Here is a 17,548-nt window from a genome sequence, read left to right on the forward strand (position 1 = left end):
GCGATTCAGCCGATCTGCGCGTTCTTGGAGACGGTGACCTGGTCGATGTCGGAGGTGCGCACGGTGACGGCGACTTCCCAGTCGCCGGCCATCGGGATCTGTACTCCGCTCGCCGACCAGTGGCCGGTGGTGATGTGGTCGGGGACGACGGGCAGGGGCCCGATGTCCTTCGCCTTCTGGGTGAGGGCCACCTTCACCTCGGGGATGTCGAAGGCGGTCCCGTCCGGGCGCTCGACGTAGAGGTGCATGGCGTTGGCGCCGACCCGGGCGGGGTCGAGCTCGACCCGTATGACGCCCTTGCCGTTCTGGCTGCCCGTGTCGAAGGGCATGTCCAGCGTCACCGCGCCGGTGGAGGGCGCTGAGCTGGTGGCGGAGGACGTGCCGGCGGCCTTGGCCTCCTCCTCGGTGCGGCCCGGCTCGGTCTGGGTCAGGACGGTGGTCACCACGAGCAGGACGACGGCGACGCTCGCCTCGGCGAGCACGGAGCGGCGCAGTCCGAAGCGGTTCGGGTCGGCGTCCCGCTGCCGCTTCTGCCGGGCGGCGTCCACGGCCGCGCGCTGTCGGGCGAGCTGGGCGGCTCGCCGGGAGCCGCCGGAGTCCTTTCCCGCGCCGGACGCCTTCTCGGCGACCTTCGCGTTCCCGGAGCCCGTCGGCTTCCCGGAGCTCTTCGCGGACGCCTTCCCGGCAGTCTTGGAGGCCGCCTTCACGGCGGCTTTCGCGGACGCCGTCGCCGCGCCCCGCGCGGCCCCGGCGGGCGTCGCCTCCGCCAGCTGTGCCGTCCACCGGCGCGAGAAGTAGGCGACGCCGACGAGCACCGCCACGAGCCCGAGCTTCACGAGGAGCAGCTGCCCGTACCGGGTGTCGGTGAAGGCCGTCCAGGAGCCGAGCTGGCGCCAGGACTGGTAGGTGCCGGTCACCACCAGCGCGATCACGCTGCCGAAGGCGATGCGCGAGAACCGGTGTACGGCGACGGCGGGGACCGGTGTGTCCGCCGGGCCGCGGTAGAGGGCGACGAGCAGCGCGGTGAGTCCGCCGAGCCAGGTGGCGACGGCGATCAGGTGGACGACGTCGACCGGCATGGCGAGGCCCGCCTGGAGACCGACGGAGGCGTGCTCGGACATCGCCCAGGTCGCCGCGAGGCCCGCCGCCACGACGCTCCCGCCGACCGCGAGCCCGAAGGTGAGGTCCCGCCTCTCCTCGTCCTCCCGCTTGTCGTACGCGCCGAAGAGCACGGCGATGAACAGCGCGGCCGCCGCCAGCAGCAGCAGCCGGGAGACCAGCGCGGCGCCGGACTTGGTCTGCAGCACCTCGCCGAGCAGGCCCAGGTCGAAGACGTCGGCGACCTTCCCGGAACCGGTGTAGGAGCCGCGCAGCAGGAGGAGCAGGAGGGTGGCGGCGGTCAGCGCGAGCCAGCCGGAGACGACGAACCGCTGTACGACGCGCACCCCGGAGCCGCGTGGCCAGCACGCGAGCACGAAGGCGGCGCCGCCCACCAGGACGGCGAAGGCGGCGTACGACACGTACCGTCCGACGCCGTACAGACCGCCGACGAATCCGCCGCCCGCCTCCTGCCCGGAGACCGTGACCGAGGTCTCGGAGGGGGCGCCGACGGAGAAGGTGTAGGCGCCGGAGACGGGGTGGCTGTCGGCGGAGACGACCTGGTAGGTCACCGTGTAGGTGCCGTCGGGCAGCCCGGCGTGCAGTTTCACGGAGTACGTCGTGCCGCCCGTGCCGGACGGCTTGCCGTCGTCGACGCGTTTGCCCTTGGGGTCGAGGACGCGCAGCGAGTCGTCGTCCATGGAGACCGACTCGGAGAAGGTGAGCGACACCTGGGCCGGAGCCCTGTCGACCACCGCCCCCTCCCGGGGGTCGCTGCCGGTGAGCGCGGCGTGCGCGGAGGCCGGTCCGGCGCCGGCCAGCAGCGCGCAGGCCGCGGCCAGGAGCAGCAGCACCAGGGTCCGCAGGCGCGGGGCGATGGTCTGCGTCAAGGTGGTCCCTCCCTCAGTGTCCGGAGTCTTCGGAGTGCCCGGAGTGTCCGGTGTTGGGCTGATAGGTGGCCGCCTTCACGGGCAGCTTGACCGTGACGGGGTCGGAGTGCGCGAAGTGCAGTTCAACGGCGACGGACTGTCCTTGCTTCGGCTGCTGCTTCAGCTTTTCGAACATCAGGTGGTTTCCGCCGCTCTTGAACACGAGCTGACCGTGGGCGGGGACCTCGAGGCGGTCGACCTCCTTCATGGTCCCGCCGACGGTCTCGTGCACGGTGACCTCGCCGGCCTCGCTGGTGACGGAGGTCAGTTCGTCCGCGGAGTCGCCCTCGTTGGTGATCGTGAGGAACCCGGCCGCCATCGAGGCGGAGACGGGCTGCGGCATGTAGGCGGTGCCGACGGAGAGTTCGGCGCCTGAGGCCGCGGAGTCCGAGCCGCCGCAGCCCGTGAGGGCCAGGGCGCCGATCACCGCGACGGCGGCGAGGGCGGGACGGCGCCGCACAAGCCTCCCCGCGGGCCGCCGCACGGGCCCTCGCGCGGGCGGCCTCACGGGTTCTGCCCCTTGATGAGCTTGGGGAGGTCCTTGGTGTAGTCGTCGACCGTGGCGTCCTCGCCGTAGAGGACGTAGCCCGCGTCCGACTTCGGGGAGAAGGCGACGACCTGGGTGCCGTGGGTCGAGACGATCTTGCCGTCCTTGTCCCTGGTCGGCGGATCGATCGAGATGCCGAGGGTGCGGGCGCCCGCCTGGATGGTGTCGAAGTCGCCGGTGAGGCCGACGATCTGCGCGTCGATGCCCTTGAGCCACTTGCCGAGCGCGGCCGGGGTGTCGCGTTCCGGGTCGGTGCTGACGAACACGACGCGGAGCTTGTCCTGCTCCGCCTGGGGGAGCTGCTTCTTGGCCACGGCGATGTTGTTCATGGTCAGCGGGCAGACGTCGGGGCAGTGGGTGTAGCCGAAGTAGATCAGGGTGGGCTTGCCGGCGGTCTGCTCGCGGAGGTCGTACTTCTTGCCCTGGGTGTCGGTGAGGACCAGGTCGGGCTTCTCGAAGGGCTTGTCGAGGACGGTGGCGGCCTGCTGGCTGTTGTCCTCGGAGACCACGGTCACGGGCTTGTCGCTGTCGGCGCCGCTGCCGCAGGCGGACAGCGTCAGGCAGGCGGCGGCGAGCAGGGCGGCCGTGGCGAACGTCTTCTTGCGCATAGAAAAATGTCCCAGATGTGAGGTGCTCCGGTGCGCGCCGGGGTCCGTCGGAGGACCGACGGACGGTGTGCGGCGCGCACCGGACGTGAGGATGCGCCGGCGAGGTGGTGCCGGCGCACCGGCGCGGCGTCGTTACGCCGCCGCGCCGGAGTCGCGCCGACGGCCGGCCAGCACGCCGTAGCCGACGCCCGCCGCACCGACGACGATGCCGACGATGCCGAGGACCCGGGCGGTGGTGTCACTGCCGTTGCCGGAGCCGGAGTCCGACGAGGCGTCGGCGGCGGTGTTCTGCGCGGCCGCCCCGGTGTCGTCGGCCTTCGCGTCCGAGGAGCCCGACGCGCCGTGGGCGTCGTCCTCGGCGGCCGACAGCTTGAGCACGGGCGCCGGGGTCTCGGGCTCCTCCTGGCCCTCCTGCGGCACCTCGATCCAGCGCACGACCTCCTTGTTGGAGTACGTCTGGATCGCCTTGAACACCAGTTGGTCGGCGTCCTCGGGCAGCGCGCCGACGGAGACCGGGAACTTTTGGAAGTAGCCGGGCTCGACGCCCTTGCCGTCGGCGGTCCAGGTCACCTTGGTGACCACCTCGGTGATCTGCTTGCCGTGCGACTCCAGCGGCTTGGCCGGCTTGGCCTTGGTGACCTCGGCCTTCCAGCCCGGCACCGGCTGGGGCATGACGGACGCCAGCGGGTGGTCGGTCGGGAAGTTGACCTCCAGCTTGGTGGTGGAGGCGTTGTCGCGCTCGTTGGGGACCTTGAAGTCGACGACCGCGTAGCCGCCCTTGGCGGCCGGGCCCTCCGGCTGCACGCTGACGTGCGCGAAGGCGGGGGCGGACAGGGCGAGGACGGCGATGCCGGACACGGCGCCGGCGGCGGCGATACGGGAAGCCTTCATGGACGGAGTACTCCGCTTCGTGGGGACACCGGTGCCGGGCAGCCGGTGCCGGGTGACGGGAGGGATGCGCGCACGCGCGCGTGCCGCACGACGGCGTCCCCTCCCGAAGCGGGATGACGGTCGCGTCGTGTCAGGCGGCGAGGGCGAACGCGTCACTCGGCGGGCCGCGCCTGATGACCGTGTGCTGGAGTGCGGTGGTACGGGGCCGCGGCGGCACCCACAGGGTGGTGTGCGGCCGACGCGGGCCGGTGCCGGGGGCGCCGGCCAGCCCGGCGTGCAGGGCGCGCACCAGGGAGAGCGCCGCGCGCAGGGCGCGGACGAACGCCGCTTCGGCCATGGAGTGGGCCGAGTGCGCCGACAGTTCGACGAGCCGGGCCAGGGCCAGGTCCCCGCGCCGCAGCAGCCAGCCGGCGGCCAGGGCCGCGAGGACGTGACCGAGGAGCATCGGCAGCGACGGCAGCAACGAGGCGGAGGTACCGGCGGTGGACAGCGCGTCGGCCGGGTGGTGCGCCGCGCCGGCGGTGACGTCCGGGGCGACCCGCGCGTCGGTGAGGATCCGCTCGGCCTGGGTCGGGCTGATCGCCGCCGCGGTGGTGCCGCAGACCAGCCGCGCGGCCTGCTGGACCAGGGAGGCGTCGGACAGCGCGCCCGCCCCACCGCCGGACGCGGCGGCCGTACCGGACGCCGTGGCCGCGGTGGTGCCGTGCTGGCCCAGCCCGAACAGGGCGTGCAGCGCGGTCTGTCCGACGGCGAGCAGCAGCGCGATGCCGGGCAGCGAGCGCAGGCGGCCGGCGAGCGGCACGGCGACCAGGACCGCCCCGAGGAATCCCGCGCCCAGCGACCACAGCGGAACGGTGGCGCAGGAGGCGAGGGTGTGCCCCGCCGCGGCCAGCACGACGCAGACCGCGGCGAACACCGCGGCCCGCAGGATCCGGAGATCGTTCCCGGAGCGCGCCGTTGGCGGGTGGGGGGCAGTCATGGCGGGCTCATCATCGCACTCACGGCCCGCACGCCGTACGGCAGGTCCACAAGATGCCGTACGACCGGAAGACGGGGAACGGGAGGGAAGGTCACCCTCTGGTACGAGTCGCCCCGCATACACCGGCCGACGAGGGCGACGCATCCGCCAGATGAGCGGTGTCACGGGCTCGGCGTGCTTACGCCGGGGTGTGAGGGGCAATACGTATCGGTATGTCGAGCCGCGGCCGGGAGGCTGGAGCATGAGCATCTGGTGGTCACTCCATTTGCGGCGCGAGGCTGCGAGCGTCCCCCTGGCCCGCCGCCTGCTGATCGGCACCATGGAGACCGCGGGCGTCGACCCGGACATCTCCTTCGACCTCTCCGTCGCGCTGAGCGAGGCCTGCGCCAACGCGGTCGAGCACGGCGGGGACGACGGGTGCGGCGGCCCCGGCGAGGCGTACCGCGTCACGGCCTACCTGGACGGTGAGCGCTGCCGTATCGAGGTCGCCGACACGGGCCCCGGTTTCCCCGCCGCCGCTCCGGGCGGGCCGCAGGGCGTTGTCCACCCGGCGCCCCAGGAGGCGGAGAGCGGCCGCGGCCTGTGTCTCATCCGGGAGCTCGCCGACCATGTCCACATCGGCAGTGCGCCGGGGCGGGCCGGTGCCGTGGTGAGCTTCGACAAGATCCTCAAGTGGCGCGAGAACGCCCCGCTGGTGGCGGTGTGACGCCAGGGTCCGGACACGCCGACGGCCGGGCACCCGCGTGGTGCCCGGCCGTCGAACGGCGGGTGCGGATCAGCCCTTCAGTGCGGCCATCCACTCCTCGACCTCGTCCGACCGGCGCGGCAGCCCCGCGGACAGGTTCCGGTTGCCGTCGGCGGTGACGAGGATGTCGTCCTCGATGCGCACGCCGATGCCCCGGTACTCCTCGGGCACGGTCAGGTCGTCGGCCTGGAAGTACAGACCCGGCTCGACGGTGAGCACCATGCCGGGCTCCAGCGTGCCGTCGACGTAGGACTCCACGCGCGCGGCGGCGCAGTCGTGGACGTCCAGGCCGAGCATGTGACCGGTGCCGTGCAGCGTCCAGCGCCGCTGCAGACCCAGCTCGAGGACCCGCTCGACGGGGCCCTCGACCAGGCCCCACTCGACCAGCCGCTCGGTCAGCACGCGCTGGGCGGCGTCGTGGAAGTCGCGGTACTTGGCGCCCGGCCTGACCGCCGCGATGCCGGCCTCCTGGGCGTCGTACACGGCGTCGTAGATCTTCTTCTGCAGCTCGCTGTACGTGCCGTTGACCGGCAGGGTGCGCGTCACGTCGGCGGTGTAGTACGTGTGCGTCTCCACGCCCGCGTCCAGCAGCAGCAGGTCGCCGGAGCGGACCGGGCCGTCGTTGCGGACCCAGTGCAGGGTGCAGGCGTGCGGTCCGGCGGCGCAGATGGAGCCGTAGCCGACGTCGTTGCCCTCGACGCGCGCGCGGAGGAAGAAGGTGCCCTCGATGTAGCGCTCGCTGGTCGCCTCGGCCTTGTCGAGGACCTTCACGACGTCCTCGAAGCCGCGCACGGTGGAGTCGACGGCCTTCTGCAGCTCGCCGATCTCGAACTCGTCCTTGACCAAACGGGCCTCGGAGAGGAAGACGCGCAGTTCCTCGTCGCGCTCGGCGGTGACCTTGTCGGTCAGGGCCGCCTCGATGCCGGCGTCGTACCCGCGCACGACGCGCACGGGACCGGTGGCCTCGCGCAGGCTGTCGGCCAGCTCGCGGACGTCGGAGGCGGGGATGCCGTACAGCTTTCCGGCCTCGGTGAGGGAGTGGCGGCGGCCCACCCACAGCTCGCCCTGCCCGTTCAGCCAGAACTCGCCGTTCTCCCGGTCCGAGCGCGGCAGGAGGTAGATCGTCGCGGTGTGGCCGTCACCCCTGGGCTCCAGCACCAGGACGCCGTCCTCGGTCTGGTTGCCGGTGAGGTACGTGTACTCGACCGAGGCACGGAAGGAGTACTCCGTGTCGTTGGAGCGGGTCTTGAGGTTGCCCGCGGGGATCACCAGGCGCTCGCCGGGGAAGCGGGCGGACAGGGCGGCACGGCGGGCGGCGGTCTCGGCGGCCTGGGGGATCGGCTCCAGGTCGCGGAGCTCCGTGTCGGCCCAGCCGGACTTCATGTTCTCGGCCAGCTCGTCGGACACGCCCGGGTACAGGCCGTTCTTGCGCTGCTTGATCGGCTCTTCGGACTCGTCCGGGGTCTCCGGGCCCGCTGCGTCAGCAGCAAGATCAGATACTGCCGGGGTGAGCTCATCCGCCACGGTCATCCTCCTAGTACGGCACTGGACCACCCCCCATCGTACGGTCGTACAGAAGGGGGCCCAGGGCCGAAGGGCCTGTTACGCCCCGCGCACTACCGTCCGTTATTCGTGGCATGCGGGGCGTCAGTGACCGTTAATCGAACCTGACCGCCAGCAGAACGACGTCCTCCTCGGAGTGCGCCTCCGCCTTCCCGTCGGGGAGCACGGTGCGCAGGACGTGCTCGACGACCGCGTCCGGGTCCTGCCGTGCGGCCCGGGGGACGCCGGCCGCCGCCGCGTGCAGCCGGGCGAAGGCACGGTCGGCCCGGTCGCCGGTGCGGTGCAGCAGCCCGTCGGTGTAGAGCAGAACCGTCTCTCCCGGCTCGGCCTGCAGCTCCACGCTGGGCGCCTCCCAGCAGGCGAGCATGCCGAGCGGCGCGGAGACGGAGGTCTCGACGAACTCCGTGCGCCGCTGGCCGATCAGCAGCGGCGGACTGTGTCCGGCACCGGCCAGGGTGATCCGGCGCAGCGCGGGCTCGCAGTAGCCGAACAGCGCGGTGGCCGAGCGGGCCGGTTCGGTGAGCCGCAGCAGCAGTTCCAGGTCGGACAGGACGGCGACCGGGTCCTCGCCCTCCATCACGGCGTACGCCCGCAGCGAGGCGCGCAGCCGCCCCATCGCGGCGACCGCGCTGGGCCCCGACCCGGTGACGGAACCGACGGCGAGGCCGAGTGCGGCGTCCGGCAGCGGCAGGGCGTCGTACCAGTCGCCGCCGCCCGGCGGTCCGGTGCGGTGCCGGACGGCGAGCTGCACGCCGGGCACCCGGGGCAGTCGCGAGGGCAGCAGTTCCTCGGCCATCGTCGCCATGGACGCGCGGGTGCGCTCGACCTCCAGGAGGCGGGCCAGGTGCGGGGTGGCGTACCGGACGTACAGACCGGCGAGGTGGCGCTGCCGCTCACCCGGTTCGGCGGGTTCGTCGTAGAGCCAGACGGCTGCGCCGAGGCGCCCGGTGCCCTCGGCGGACAGGGGGAGCGTGTAGCTGGCGGCGTAGCCGAGGCGGGCGGCGACCTCGCGGTGGCGGGGGTCGAGGGTCTTCTCGGCGAGCAGGTCGGGTTCGGCGATGCCGTCCTGGTCGACCGGCAGTCCGTCCAGGATCCGCCCGTAGGTCAGGGAACTGCGGGGCACGGTCTCGATGTGGCCGAGGTCGGCGCGGGCCAGGCCGAGGCCGACGGTGGTGCCGGGGCCGAGTCCGTCGGCCGGTTCCAGCACGACGAGCCCGCGCCGGGCGCCGACCAGGGCGGCTCCGGCGCGCAGTACTTCCTGGAGGCCGTCGGCGAGGGTGTCCGTGCGGACCAGGCGTTCGGTCAGTTCGTGCAGGGTCGTGAGGTCCGAGACCCAGCCGGCGAGCCGGTCCTGGAGCAGGGCCCCGGGGGCACAAGGAGTGCCCGAGCCGTCCGCGACGGCCGCGGCGTCCGTGGTGGGGGGGTCGGCCGCCTGGGCGGTGCCCGTGGCGGCGGACGCGACAGTGTGTGCGGGAGACGGAACCGTTGAATCGATTCCAGCCACTTTCGCAGGCTGCGGGGCGTTCATGGCGTCCGGTCTTCCGACCGGCGCTTACTGCTCAAAAGCATCGCGAACCCCCATGTCATTCTGCGCCGCCAGCAGTGTCTCCACATGTACACGCACTCGTAAGGGGATGTCCAGCATTGTCCTGCTGGGATTCCTGGTGTCCGTGGGGTCGGAGCGGCATCGTTCCCGGCCCCTTGCGGAAAAGCGAAATTGGCTTGAAACTGCCCCAGAGGACGCCTTGTTGCGGTCGACTGGGGGTGCTTCACGGAGCGTCACAGCGGTCGTGATGGGTACGTACTCGGAGAAGGCCGGGGGTGGTTGGGGACCACCTGGAACCCGGCGACGGACCCGGGCGTCCTATCCACCGACGACCGTGCCCCATCCTCCCGTGGCGGAGGCGGAGAGAAATACGCGCGACGGCAAAACGCCAGACTTCGCCACCCCCGCGCCACGCCATGCTCTTGCCAGACGCAGTGGCCGGAACCGTCACGGACGCAGTCAGTGCTCGACCCACAGGGGTTTCCCTTGCCCTTGGCGGAGACGTGCCCCCGTGGGGACGTCTCTCGGCAGGGGTGTGATGCGCCACCAGCAACGCACAGCGAAGTGATCGACACATGGTGTGAAGAGACCACGGTGTTGCCAGGCGTGCAACGGAAAGGAACGAGCGCTCATGCGCGAGATCCTCGGAAGGCGACGCAGGCTCCTGTCCCGGCACGACGACGGGCAGCCTGAGCTGATCGGCGCGGCCCTGACCTACGCGACACAATGGCAGTGGCCCGTACTCCCGGGCGCGGCGGCGGAACCGCGGGCGCGGTCACGCTGCGGCTGCCCCGACCCGGAGTGCACGGTGCCGGGCGCACATCCCTTCGACCCCGGTCTCCTCGCGGCGACCACCGACGCCCGCATGGTGCGCTGGTGGTGGACCAACAGGCCGACCGCGCCGATCGTCATGGCCACCGGAGGCAGCGCCCCGTGCGCCGTCTCCCTGCCCGCCCTGCCGGCCGCCCACGCCCTCACCGCGCTCGACCGCGCCGGGCTGCGGCTCGGCCCGGTCGTCGCCTCGCCCACCCGCTGGGCGCTGCTGGTGAAGCCGTACTCCATGGAGCAGCTGGGCGAGCTGCTCTACGCCAAGGACTTCGTCCCCGGCTCCCTGCGCTTCCACGGCGAGGGCGGCTATCTCGCGCTGCCCCCGTCCGAGACCGGCGCCGGTGGCGTCCGCTGGGAGCGGGCGCCGCTGCCCGGCTCCGCCTCGCCCTGGGTGCCCGACGTGGAGGCCGTGGTGGACGCCGTGGTCGACGCCCTCACTCGTACGGGTGTGAGCGCGCCCGAGTTGTAGGGGTGTCGGCGCGCGCGGAAGTCCGCGCCCGCCCCCGGTCGTTATCGTCCGAGCATGCCGCAACACGCAGGGGAGCACCGCGCCGTCGGGCCGCGCCGCAATGGGCCGGACCGCCGGCGGATCCGTCTGTACGGACTCGCGGCTGTCGTGGTCTGCGCGGTCGTACTGCCGTTCGCGGTGGCGTCCGCGGGGCCCTCGGGCGACCCGGACGCCGAGGTCGCGACGGCCGTGCCGCTCCTCGCGCGGGGCGGTGACGGCAAGGCGTCGGCCTCCGTCGCGGGGGCGGGGGACCGATCGGGGCCCGGGCTCGGGGCGGGGCCCGAATCCGGGTCTGGGGCGGGGGGAGTCGACCGCGCCACGGAAGGACTCGCGCCGTCCCGTTCGCCGCTGCCGCTCGGCCCCGCACTGGCCACGCGCTGCGGCCCCGAACTCACCTCGCCCGCGGGCATCGAGGCGCAGACCTGTGTGCTGGCCCGGGGGACGGAGACCTGGGCGCGGACCTACTACCGCAACGCCACCGGCGGCCCGCTCGAGTCCGTACTGAGCCTCATGGGACCCGACGGACGCAGCGTGCGGACCAGCTGCGCGGTGGGCGTCGAGGACGCGCCGGGCACCTGCGAGACGCCGCCGGAGGACACCGAGGGCGCGAGCGGGGGCGGCCTGGCGGGGTACGCGGCGGTCGCGGAGTTCGCGCACCGGGCCGGGTACGGGCCGCTGCTGCTGCGGGCCGGGAGCGGCGGCGACGGAGACGGCGGGGGCGACGGGAGTGACGTCGGCAAACTGCCTGCGGGGACGGGGAGTTGACCGGCGACTGCGGTGAGTGCGCGACCGGGCGCATGGAAAGACCCGGTTGCTGGCGACGGGGGATGCACCAGCAACCGGGCTACTGGAACGGTAACAAGAGATCGGCGGTTAGCAAATTCGATCTCTTGTTTCCGGTCACCGACTGGCTTGTCCGCAACGGGAGTTGTGACCGGAGTCACCCGACCGCGAGCCACCGCTCCGGCTGACCGGTCGGTCAGCCGGAGCGGCCCGCACGGCTGTACGTCAGCTGAGGGTCACCTGCCGGTTGGTCAGGCCACCGCGCGCCCGGCGCTCGTCGTGCGTGAGCGGAGCGTCCGTGGCCAGGGCCTCGGCGAGCCGCTCGGCGAACTCCGCGGCCGGCTTCTCGATGTCCTGCGCGGTGACCTCGCTCGGCAGGTCCCACACCGGCACGGTGAGACCGTGGGCGCGGAAGGAACCGACGAGGCGGGTGCCCTCGCCGAGGGACGACCGGCCCGCGGCGTGCAGCCGGGCAAGAGCGTCCAGAAGCCGCTCCTCCTCGTGCGGCATGACCCAGCGCAGGTGGTTCTTGTCCGGCGTCTCGCACCAGTAGGCGGCGTCCACGCCCTGCAGCCGGACGGTCGGGATGGCCGCGGCGTTGGCCCGCTCCAGGGAGGCGGTGACGTCCGGCGTGGCGTTGGCCGGGTCCGGCACCCAGAACTCGAAGCCCGAGTGCACCTCCGGCTCGAACGCGCCGTCGGGCGCGAGCAGGTCCTGCAGCCGCGGACCGTCGGCCGGCGCGCGGCGCCCCTGCACCGGGGTGCCAGGCTCGGCGGTCAGCGCCCGCGCGAGGGTGTCGGCGAGGTCGCGGCTGATGTCGCCCGACGCCGTGTCGTTCTGCAGGCCGAGCAGGACCGAGCCGTCGTCGCGGCGCAGGGCCGGCCAGGCCATCGGCAGCACCGTGGCCAGCGTGACGGAGGGGACGCCCTCGGGCAGGCCGTCCCGCAGGGTCAGCTCGACCGTGGCCGCCGGCACCAGCTCCCGCAGCGCCACCCAGTCGCACTCGCCGGCCAGCCCTTCGAACGGGCGCTGCACCAGCGCGGTCGTGGCCTGCGCGGCGGTCCGGCCGTGGCAGGCCTTGTACCGGCGGCCGCTGCCGCAGGGGCAGGGCTCGCGGGCGCCGACGACCGGGATCTCGGCATCGTCGAGCTGGGGCCGCTTGGCCTTCGTCTGGGGTCGCTTCTTGGCCATCGTGGGTGTCTCCCGGTTACGGCTCTACTCGTACGGGCGCGAGCCTAGCCGTTCCCACTCCGGCCGTCGGGACCCTGTGGACGACGGGCCGCCTGTGGACAACTCGCCGCCAAGCCCGGCCCCGTACACCGCCACCGGACCGGCGCGCGTCGTCGTACGGCTCAGGCAGGTCGTCGTACGGGTCAGGCCAGGTCCTCGAAGGCGTCCGCGAAGTCCAGGCCGGGGATCTCCGACACCGCCGGTGCCGAGATGCGGGTGGCGAAGTCGTCGCGCCGGTGCCCGGCGTCCGGGTCGTGCACGTCGTCGTGGACGACGACCCAGACCGTGACCTCTCCGCGGGCGTCGTCCCGTACGCCCCAGTCGTCGGCGAGTGCCGTGATGATGTTCAGCCCGCGGCCGCCGTGCGCGGTGACCGAGGGCGTCGCCGGCGCCGGGCGGGTCGGGCCGCCACCGTCCGTGACCTCCACGAGGAGCCGGCCGCCCGCGTCCACCTGCCACGCGGCCCGGACGTCGCCGTCCCCGGCCAGGGCGTCGCCCAGGGGGCGACCGTGCTTGCACGCATTGCTCAACAGCTCGGAAAGGACCAGTACAGCGTCGTCGATGACCGATTCCGCCACCCCGCCCCTGCGCAACTGATCGCGCATGCGGTGTCTCGCTTCCCCCACGCCCGCAGGGCCATGGGGCACGGCCATGCTCGACGACGTGGGCACTTCCTGTGCCACCACCAACGCCACCCCCGAGACCTCCTTCGCCCCACGCCACGGTGTGGATGCCCCATCGCCCTGAGCCGGAAACCGGCCGATCGCCGCACGGTGACGCATTCGACACGGTCGAACACGTACCGAACGCGCCGGAGCACTCCCCGTAATCGCCTGGCTGGATTTGGCCGGTGTGGCCGAGACCGGAGAATGGAGCAGCCGGGTCGCCGGGTCAAGAGCCGCGGACGAATCAGCGGCCCAGGTGGTCCAGGACCGCGCGCGGCCGGTTGGTGATGATGGCGTCCACGCCCAGGTCGGAGCAGAGATCCACGTCGGCGATCTCGTTCACCGTCCACACGTGCACCTGGTGACCGGCCCGCTTCAGGCGCTCGATGTACGCGGGGTGGTTGCGCACGATCCGCATCGAGGGGCCCGCGATCCGGACACCCGCGGGCAGGCGCCCGTCGCGCAGCCGGGGCGAGACGAACTGCATCAGATAGACCGTCGGCAGCGTCGACGAGGCGGCCCGCACCCGGTGCAGCGACCGGGCCGAGAAGCTCATCACCCGCACCGGGGACTCCTCGACCGAGTCCGGGGCGTCGAGTCCGAACCGCTTCAGGAGCAGCAGCAGTCGTTCCTCCACCTGCCCCGCCCAGCGTGTGGGGTGCTTGGTCTCGATCGCCAGCTCCACGCGCCGCCCCGCGTCGGCGACCAGTTGCAGCAGCCGCTCCAGGGTCAGGACGGAGGTCTCCTCCCGGTCCTCGGGGCGGTGCTCCCAGTCGGGCTGCTCGTCGCGCGTGCGCCAGAACTCCCGGGTGCGGCGGGTGCCGAAGTCGAGGGCGGCGAGGTCGGCCAGCTCCAGCGCGGACACCGCGCCGCGGCCGTTCGACGTACGGTTGACGCGCCAGTCGTGGACGCAGACGAGGTGGCCGTCGGCGGTCAGGCGCACATCGCACTCCAGGGCGTCCGCCCCGTCCTCGATCGCCTTACGGTATGCGGCGAGGGTGTGCTCGGGTGCCTCCTCGGAGGCGCCACGGTGGGCGACGACCTGAATCCGGTGCTGTCGTGCGTGAGTCACCGCGTCATGGTGCCACCGCGGGCGGGTAGACGTGCCATCGGCTGAAACGACAACGCGTCCGTTTAGTCTTGGATGACCTATATAAAGGACGGTCGGGGACCCACAGCTACCGCTTATGGTGCTCTGACGGCCCGTGGGAAAAGCTGATGGCATACAAAAGCACCAGCACATCCGCATCGCGCCGGACCGTGGAGCAGCGCGTGAGCGTGGCTGAGCGCGACCAGGGTGAGCGACAACCAGCCGTGGAACGAGGAGAGAAGCTGTGAGCACCGAGAACGAGGGCACCGCGGTACCCCCGGCCCCGTCCGCACCTCCCGTGCCGGTGGATGCTCCCGCTGCCTCCGCCCAGCCTCCCGCGCCGCCCGCCCCGCACCAGGCGCCCGCCTCCGCCCCCGACGCCCCGGCGGCTCCCCCCGCCGAGGCCCCGACCGCGGCGCAGGGTCACACGGTGCCTCAGGGCGCGTCGCCGCAGGACCACCAGGCGCCCCAGGCGCATCAGGCGCATCAGGCACCCCAGCCCCAGGGGCATCAGGCATCCCAGGGCGGCGAGGTCCCGCAGGGATCCACCGCTCCCGACGCTTCGTGGCCCCCGCCCCCGCCGCCCGGTACCCCGGGCGCCCCCGGCGCCCAGACTCCGACGTACGGCGGAGGCGGCCACAACGGCTACGGCAGCGGTTTCGGCGAAGGCCCCGGTGGCGGGGCGGGCGGCGGAGCGGGCGGCTGGGGCGCCTCGTACCAGCAGCCCGGGCCGAAGCCGGGCCGCGGACGTGGCGGTGTGCTCGCCGGTGTGCTGATCGCCGCGCTGGTCGCGGGCGGTCTGGGCGGCGGTCTCGGCTACACCCTTGCCAGGAACAACGACGACGGCGGTTCCACCACGGTCTCCGCCTCCGACACCGGCGGTTCCGTCAAGCGCGAAGCGGGCACCGTCGCCGGCGTGGCCGCCAAAGCGCTGCCGAGCACGGTCACCATCCAGGCCGAGGGAAGCAACGGCGAGGGCGGCACCGGCACCGGGTTCGTCTTCGACAAGGAAGGCCACATCGTCACCAACAACCACGTGGTGGCGGAGGCGGTCGACGGCGGCAAGCTCAGCGCGACCTTCCCCAACGGCAAGAAGTACGACGCCGAGGTGGTCGGCCACGCCCAGGGCTACGACGTCGCGGTCATCAAGCTCGAGAACGCCCCCTCGGACCTGAAGCCGCTCTCCCTCGGCGACTCCGACAAGGTCGCCGTCGGCGACTCGACGATCGCCATCGGCGCCCCCTTCGGCCTGTCCAACACCGTGACCACGGGCATCATCAGCGCCAAGAACCGTCCCGTGGCCTCCAGCGACGGCAGCGCCGACAGCAAGGCGTCCTACATGAGCGCCCTGCAGACCGACGCGTCGATCAACCCGGGCAACTCCGGCGGCCCGCTGCTCGACGCGCAGGGCAACGTCATCGGCATCAACTCCGCGATCCAGTCGACCGGCAACGGCGGCTTCGGCACCGGCCAGGCCGGCTCCATCGGCCTGGGCTTCGCGATCCCGGTCAACCAGGCGAAGTTCGTCGCCCAGCAGCTGATCAAGACCGGCAAGCCGGTGTACGCGAAGATCGGTGCCTCCGTCTCCCTGGAGGAGACGACGAACGGCGCCAAGCTCACCGAGCAGGGCGTGGGCGGCTCCGACCCGGTCGAGAAGGGCGGCCCCGCCGACGACGCGGGCCTCAAGCCCGGTGACGTGATCACCAAGCTCGACGACCGGGTGATCGACAGCGGTCCGACCCTGATCGGCGAGATCTGGACCCACAAGCCCGGCGACGAGGTCACCGTCACCTACGAGCGGGGCGGCAAGCAGCACACGACCGAGGTCACCCTGGGCTCGAAGCTCGGCGACGACTGACCGGCGCTCTCCACCCCTCACGTCCAACGCACTTCGCCACCGGGGTCGCCCCGGTGGCGAAGTGCGTCAGGGGGTGGGGACTCGCTTCAGACGACGATGACCCGGCGTCCGCGCGCGTGACCGGCCTGACTGTCGCTGTGCGCGGCCGCGGCCTCGGCGAGCGAGTACGACTTCTCGACCGGGATGTGGAGCTTCCCCCGCGAGATCAGGTCGACGGCCTCGGCGAGCGCCACCGGCACGCTCCCGGCCACGCCGGAGAACCGGACACCGAACTCGGGCGCCCCGAGATCGGCGATGCTGACGACCTTCTCCGGCGCCCCGGCCAGCTCGACCAGCTCGCGGATCACACCCGAACCGGCCAGATCGAGAGCCGCGTCGACGTCGCCGAGCCGCCGCACCCGCTCGACCCAGCCCTCGCCGTACGTCGTGGCGACGGCACCGAGGCCGCGCAGGTACTCCTGGTTGGCGGCACCGGCCGTGCCGATCACCCTGATGCCGCGCGCGCGGGCGATCTGCAGGACCGCCGACCCGACTCCCCCCGACGCGCCGCTGACCAGCAGCGTCTGTCCGGGCCGTACGCCGACCTCGCGGATGACGCGCAACGCGGTCTCCACCACGGAGGGATACCCGGCCGCCTCTTCGAAGGTCAGCCCCTCCGGCATCCGCGCCCAGGCCCCGAGCACGGCGAACTCGGCGTAGGTGTCGGTGCCCTCGCCGAACACCCGGTCCCCGATCTCGACCCCGGTGACCCCCTCGCCGATCTCGTCCACCACCCCTGCGGCGTCCAGCCCGACCCCGGCCGGCAGCCGGACCGGATGCGCCCCGAGCACCTGCCCCTCCCTGACCCGCCAGTCGACGGGATTCACTCCCGCCGCCCGCACGGCGACGCGTATCCGGCCGGGGCCCGCGTGGGGCTCCTCGGCGTCGACCAGCCGCAGCACGTCCGGACCGCCGAATTCCTCGAAGCTCACTTTCTTCATGCGGCCGACCGTAGCACTAACGGATAGTTTTTCATAACGGTTATTGTTTCGTACCTGCTAGCCTGCGGGGCATGACCGTGCAGCAGTCGGGCCGCCGTGAGCGCAAGAAGGCCGCGACCCGTCAGAAGATCGCCGACACCGCGCTGCGGCTCTTCCTGGAACGCGGGTACGACGCGGTGGGCATCCGTGACGTGGCCGCCGAGGCCGACGTGGCCGTCACCACGCTCTTCTCCCACTTCGCCTCCAAAGAGGCCCTGGTCTTCGAGCAGGACGAGGACTTCGAGCACCGCCTCACGCGCGCGGTCACCGAGCGGGCGCCGGACGAGCCACTGATCCCCGCGCTGCGCCGCGAGGTCCTGGCCCTGGTCCGGCACTGCACCGCGGACAGCGCCGCCCCGATCTGGCGCATGATCGACACCTCCCCCGCCCTGCGGAAGTACGACGAGTCGGTCCGTCTGCGTCACGCGCAAGCCCTGGCCGAGGCCATCGCCGCCGACCCCACCCTGACCCGGAGCGAAACCGCCGCCCGCACCCTCGCGCGGTTCGTGATCGACGCCTACTCACTGTCCCGCGAGGCCCCCGACCCGGAGGCCGCCCTCGACGAGATCTTCCCGATGATCGAGGCGGCCTGGCAGGCGGCCCGCCCCCCACGCCATACGTGAGCCCCGCACGGCGGACGCTGCCGGTAGGCTGTACCCGC

Annotated in this window: 16 protein-coding genes; 5 read left to right on the plus strand and 11 right to left on the minus strand. The window is 72.7% G+C overall.

Annotated features, from left to right (window positions below):
* Window positions 1-5: 5 nt before the first annotated feature.
* The 5 genes from ACZ56V_RS15070 to ACZ56V_RS15090 all read right to left on the minus strand — a co-directional run bounded on the left by ACZ56V_RS15070 (window position 6) and on the right by ACZ56V_RS15090 (window position 5,052).
* Entirely contained in the window at window positions 6-1,988 is a 1,983-nt protein-coding gene (locus ACZ56V_RS15070) for a copper resistance CopC/CopD family protein (protein ID WP_468942461.1), read from the minus strand.
* 13 nt (window positions 1,989-2,001) lie between these two features.
* Window positions 2,002-2,487 carry a copper chaperone PCu(A)C gene (locus tag ACZ56V_RS15075; RefSeq protein ID WP_468942464.1) on the minus strand — a complete coding sequence of 162 codons (486 nt, stop codon included), beginning with the start codon at window positions 2,485-2,487 and terminating at the stop codon, window positions 2,002-2,004.
* Between the two features lie 44 nt (window positions 2,488-2,531).
* Entirely contained in the window at window positions 2,532-3,182 is a 651-nt protein-coding gene (locus ACZ56V_RS15080; RefSeq protein WP_468942467.1) for an SCO family protein, read from the minus strand.
* A gap of 132 nt (window positions 3,183-3,314) precedes the next feature.
* Entirely contained in the window at window positions 3,315-4,073 is a 759-nt protein-coding gene (locus ACZ56V_RS15085; RefSeq protein WP_356366673.1) for a YcnI family copper-binding membrane protein, read from the minus strand.
* Window positions 4,074-4,203: 130 nt separating this feature from the next.
* Complete coding sequence (locus ACZ56V_RS15090) at window positions 4,204-5,052, minus strand: hypothetical protein (RefSeq protein ID WP_398911294.1); 849 nt, start codon at window positions 5,050-5,052, stop codon at window positions 4,204-4,206.
* Window positions 5,053-5,293: 241 nt separating this feature from the next.
* On the opposite strand from ACZ56V_RS15090, the gene ACZ56V_RS15095 reads away from it, so the two are divergent.
* Window positions 5,294-5,758: an ATP-binding protein gene (locus ACZ56V_RS15095; protein ID WP_356366669.1), complete on the plus strand. Its 465-nt coding sequence runs from the start codon at window positions 5,294-5,296 to the stop codon at window positions 5,756-5,758.
* A 69-nt stretch (window positions 5,759-5,827) separates the two neighbouring features.
* Here the strand turns inward: ACZ56V_RS15095 and ACZ56V_RS15100 are convergent, their stop codons facing one another.
* Both ACZ56V_RS15100 and ACZ56V_RS15105 read right to left on the minus strand, forming a co-directional pair.
* Entirely contained in the window at window positions 5,828-7,321 is a 1,494-nt protein-coding gene (locus ACZ56V_RS15100; protein ID WP_398911291.1) for an aminopeptidase P family protein, read from the minus strand.
* 133 nt (window positions 7,322-7,454) lie between these two features.
* Complete coding sequence (locus tag ACZ56V_RS15105; RefSeq protein ID WP_468942472.1) at window positions 7,455-8,888, minus strand: PP2C family protein-serine/threonine phosphatase; 1,434 nt, start codon at window positions 8,886-8,888, stop codon at window positions 7,455-7,457.
* Between the two features lie 649 nt (window positions 8,889-9,537).
* Here ACZ56V_RS15105 and ACZ56V_RS15110 point away from each other — a divergent pair.
* Both ACZ56V_RS15110 and ACZ56V_RS15115 read left to right on the plus strand, forming a co-directional pair.
* Window positions 9,538-10,203 (plus strand): bifunctional DNA primase/polymerase, encoded by a 666-nt coding sequence (locus ACZ56V_RS15110; RefSeq protein WP_467378667.1) that lies wholly within the window; start codon window positions 9,538-9,540, stop codon window positions 10,201-10,203.
* Between the two features lie 54 nt (window positions 10,204-10,257).
* On the plus strand, window positions 10,258-11,007 hold the full coding sequence (locus tag ACZ56V_RS15115; RefSeq protein WP_468942476.1) for a hypothetical protein: 750 nt from the start codon (window positions 10,258-10,260) through the stop codon (window positions 11,005-11,007).
* A gap of 243 nt (window positions 11,008-11,250) precedes the next feature.
* On the opposite strand, the gene ACZ56V_RS15120 is transcribed toward ACZ56V_RS15115, so the two are convergent.
* From ACZ56V_RS15120 to ACZ56V_RS15130, 3 genes are all read right to left on the minus strand, one after another.
* Window positions 11,251-12,216 carry a DUF5926 family protein gene (locus tag ACZ56V_RS15120; RefSeq protein ID WP_398911283.1) on the minus strand — a complete coding sequence of 322 codons (966 nt, stop codon included), beginning with the start codon at window positions 12,214-12,216 and terminating at the stop codon, window positions 11,251-11,253.
* 182 nt (window positions 12,217-12,398) lie between these two features.
* Window positions 12,399-13,037 (minus strand): ATP-binding protein, encoded by a 639-nt coding sequence (locus ACZ56V_RS15125; RefSeq protein WP_356366657.1) that lies wholly within the window; start codon window positions 13,035-13,037, stop codon window positions 12,399-12,401.
* 127 nt (window positions 13,038-13,164) lie between these two features.
* Entirely contained in the window at window positions 13,165-13,992 is an 828-nt protein-coding gene (locus ACZ56V_RS15130) for a glycerophosphodiester phosphodiesterase family protein (protein ID WP_468942480.1), read from the minus strand.
* A gap of 262 nt (window positions 13,993-14,254) precedes the next feature.
* Between ACZ56V_RS15130 and ACZ56V_RS15135 the strand changes: the two genes are divergently transcribed.
* Window positions 14,255-15,868 (plus strand): S1C family serine protease, encoded by a 1,614-nt coding sequence (locus ACZ56V_RS15135; RefSeq protein ID WP_468942483.1) that lies wholly within the window; start codon window positions 14,255-14,257, stop codon window positions 15,866-15,868.
* Between the two features lie 86 nt (window positions 15,869-15,954).
* Here ACZ56V_RS15135 and ACZ56V_RS15140 read toward each other — a convergent pair whose 3' ends face one another.
* Window positions 15,955-16,848 (minus strand): NADP-dependent oxidoreductase, encoded by an 894-nt coding sequence (locus ACZ56V_RS15140; RefSeq protein WP_468942486.1) that lies wholly within the window; start codon window positions 16,846-16,848, stop codon window positions 15,955-15,957.
* Between the two features lie 71 nt (window positions 16,849-16,919).
* Here ACZ56V_RS15140 and ACZ56V_RS15145 point away from each other — a divergent pair, with 71 nt between their 5' ends.
* Window positions 16,920-17,510, plus strand: coding sequence for a TetR/AcrR family transcriptional regulator (locus ACZ56V_RS15145; protein WP_398911277.1), 591 nt, complete (start codon window positions 16,920-16,922; stop codon window positions 17,508-17,510).
* Window positions 17,511-17,548: the final 38 nt, after the last annotated feature.

Source organism: Streptomyces sp. NPDC034099 (assembly GCF_055575415.1).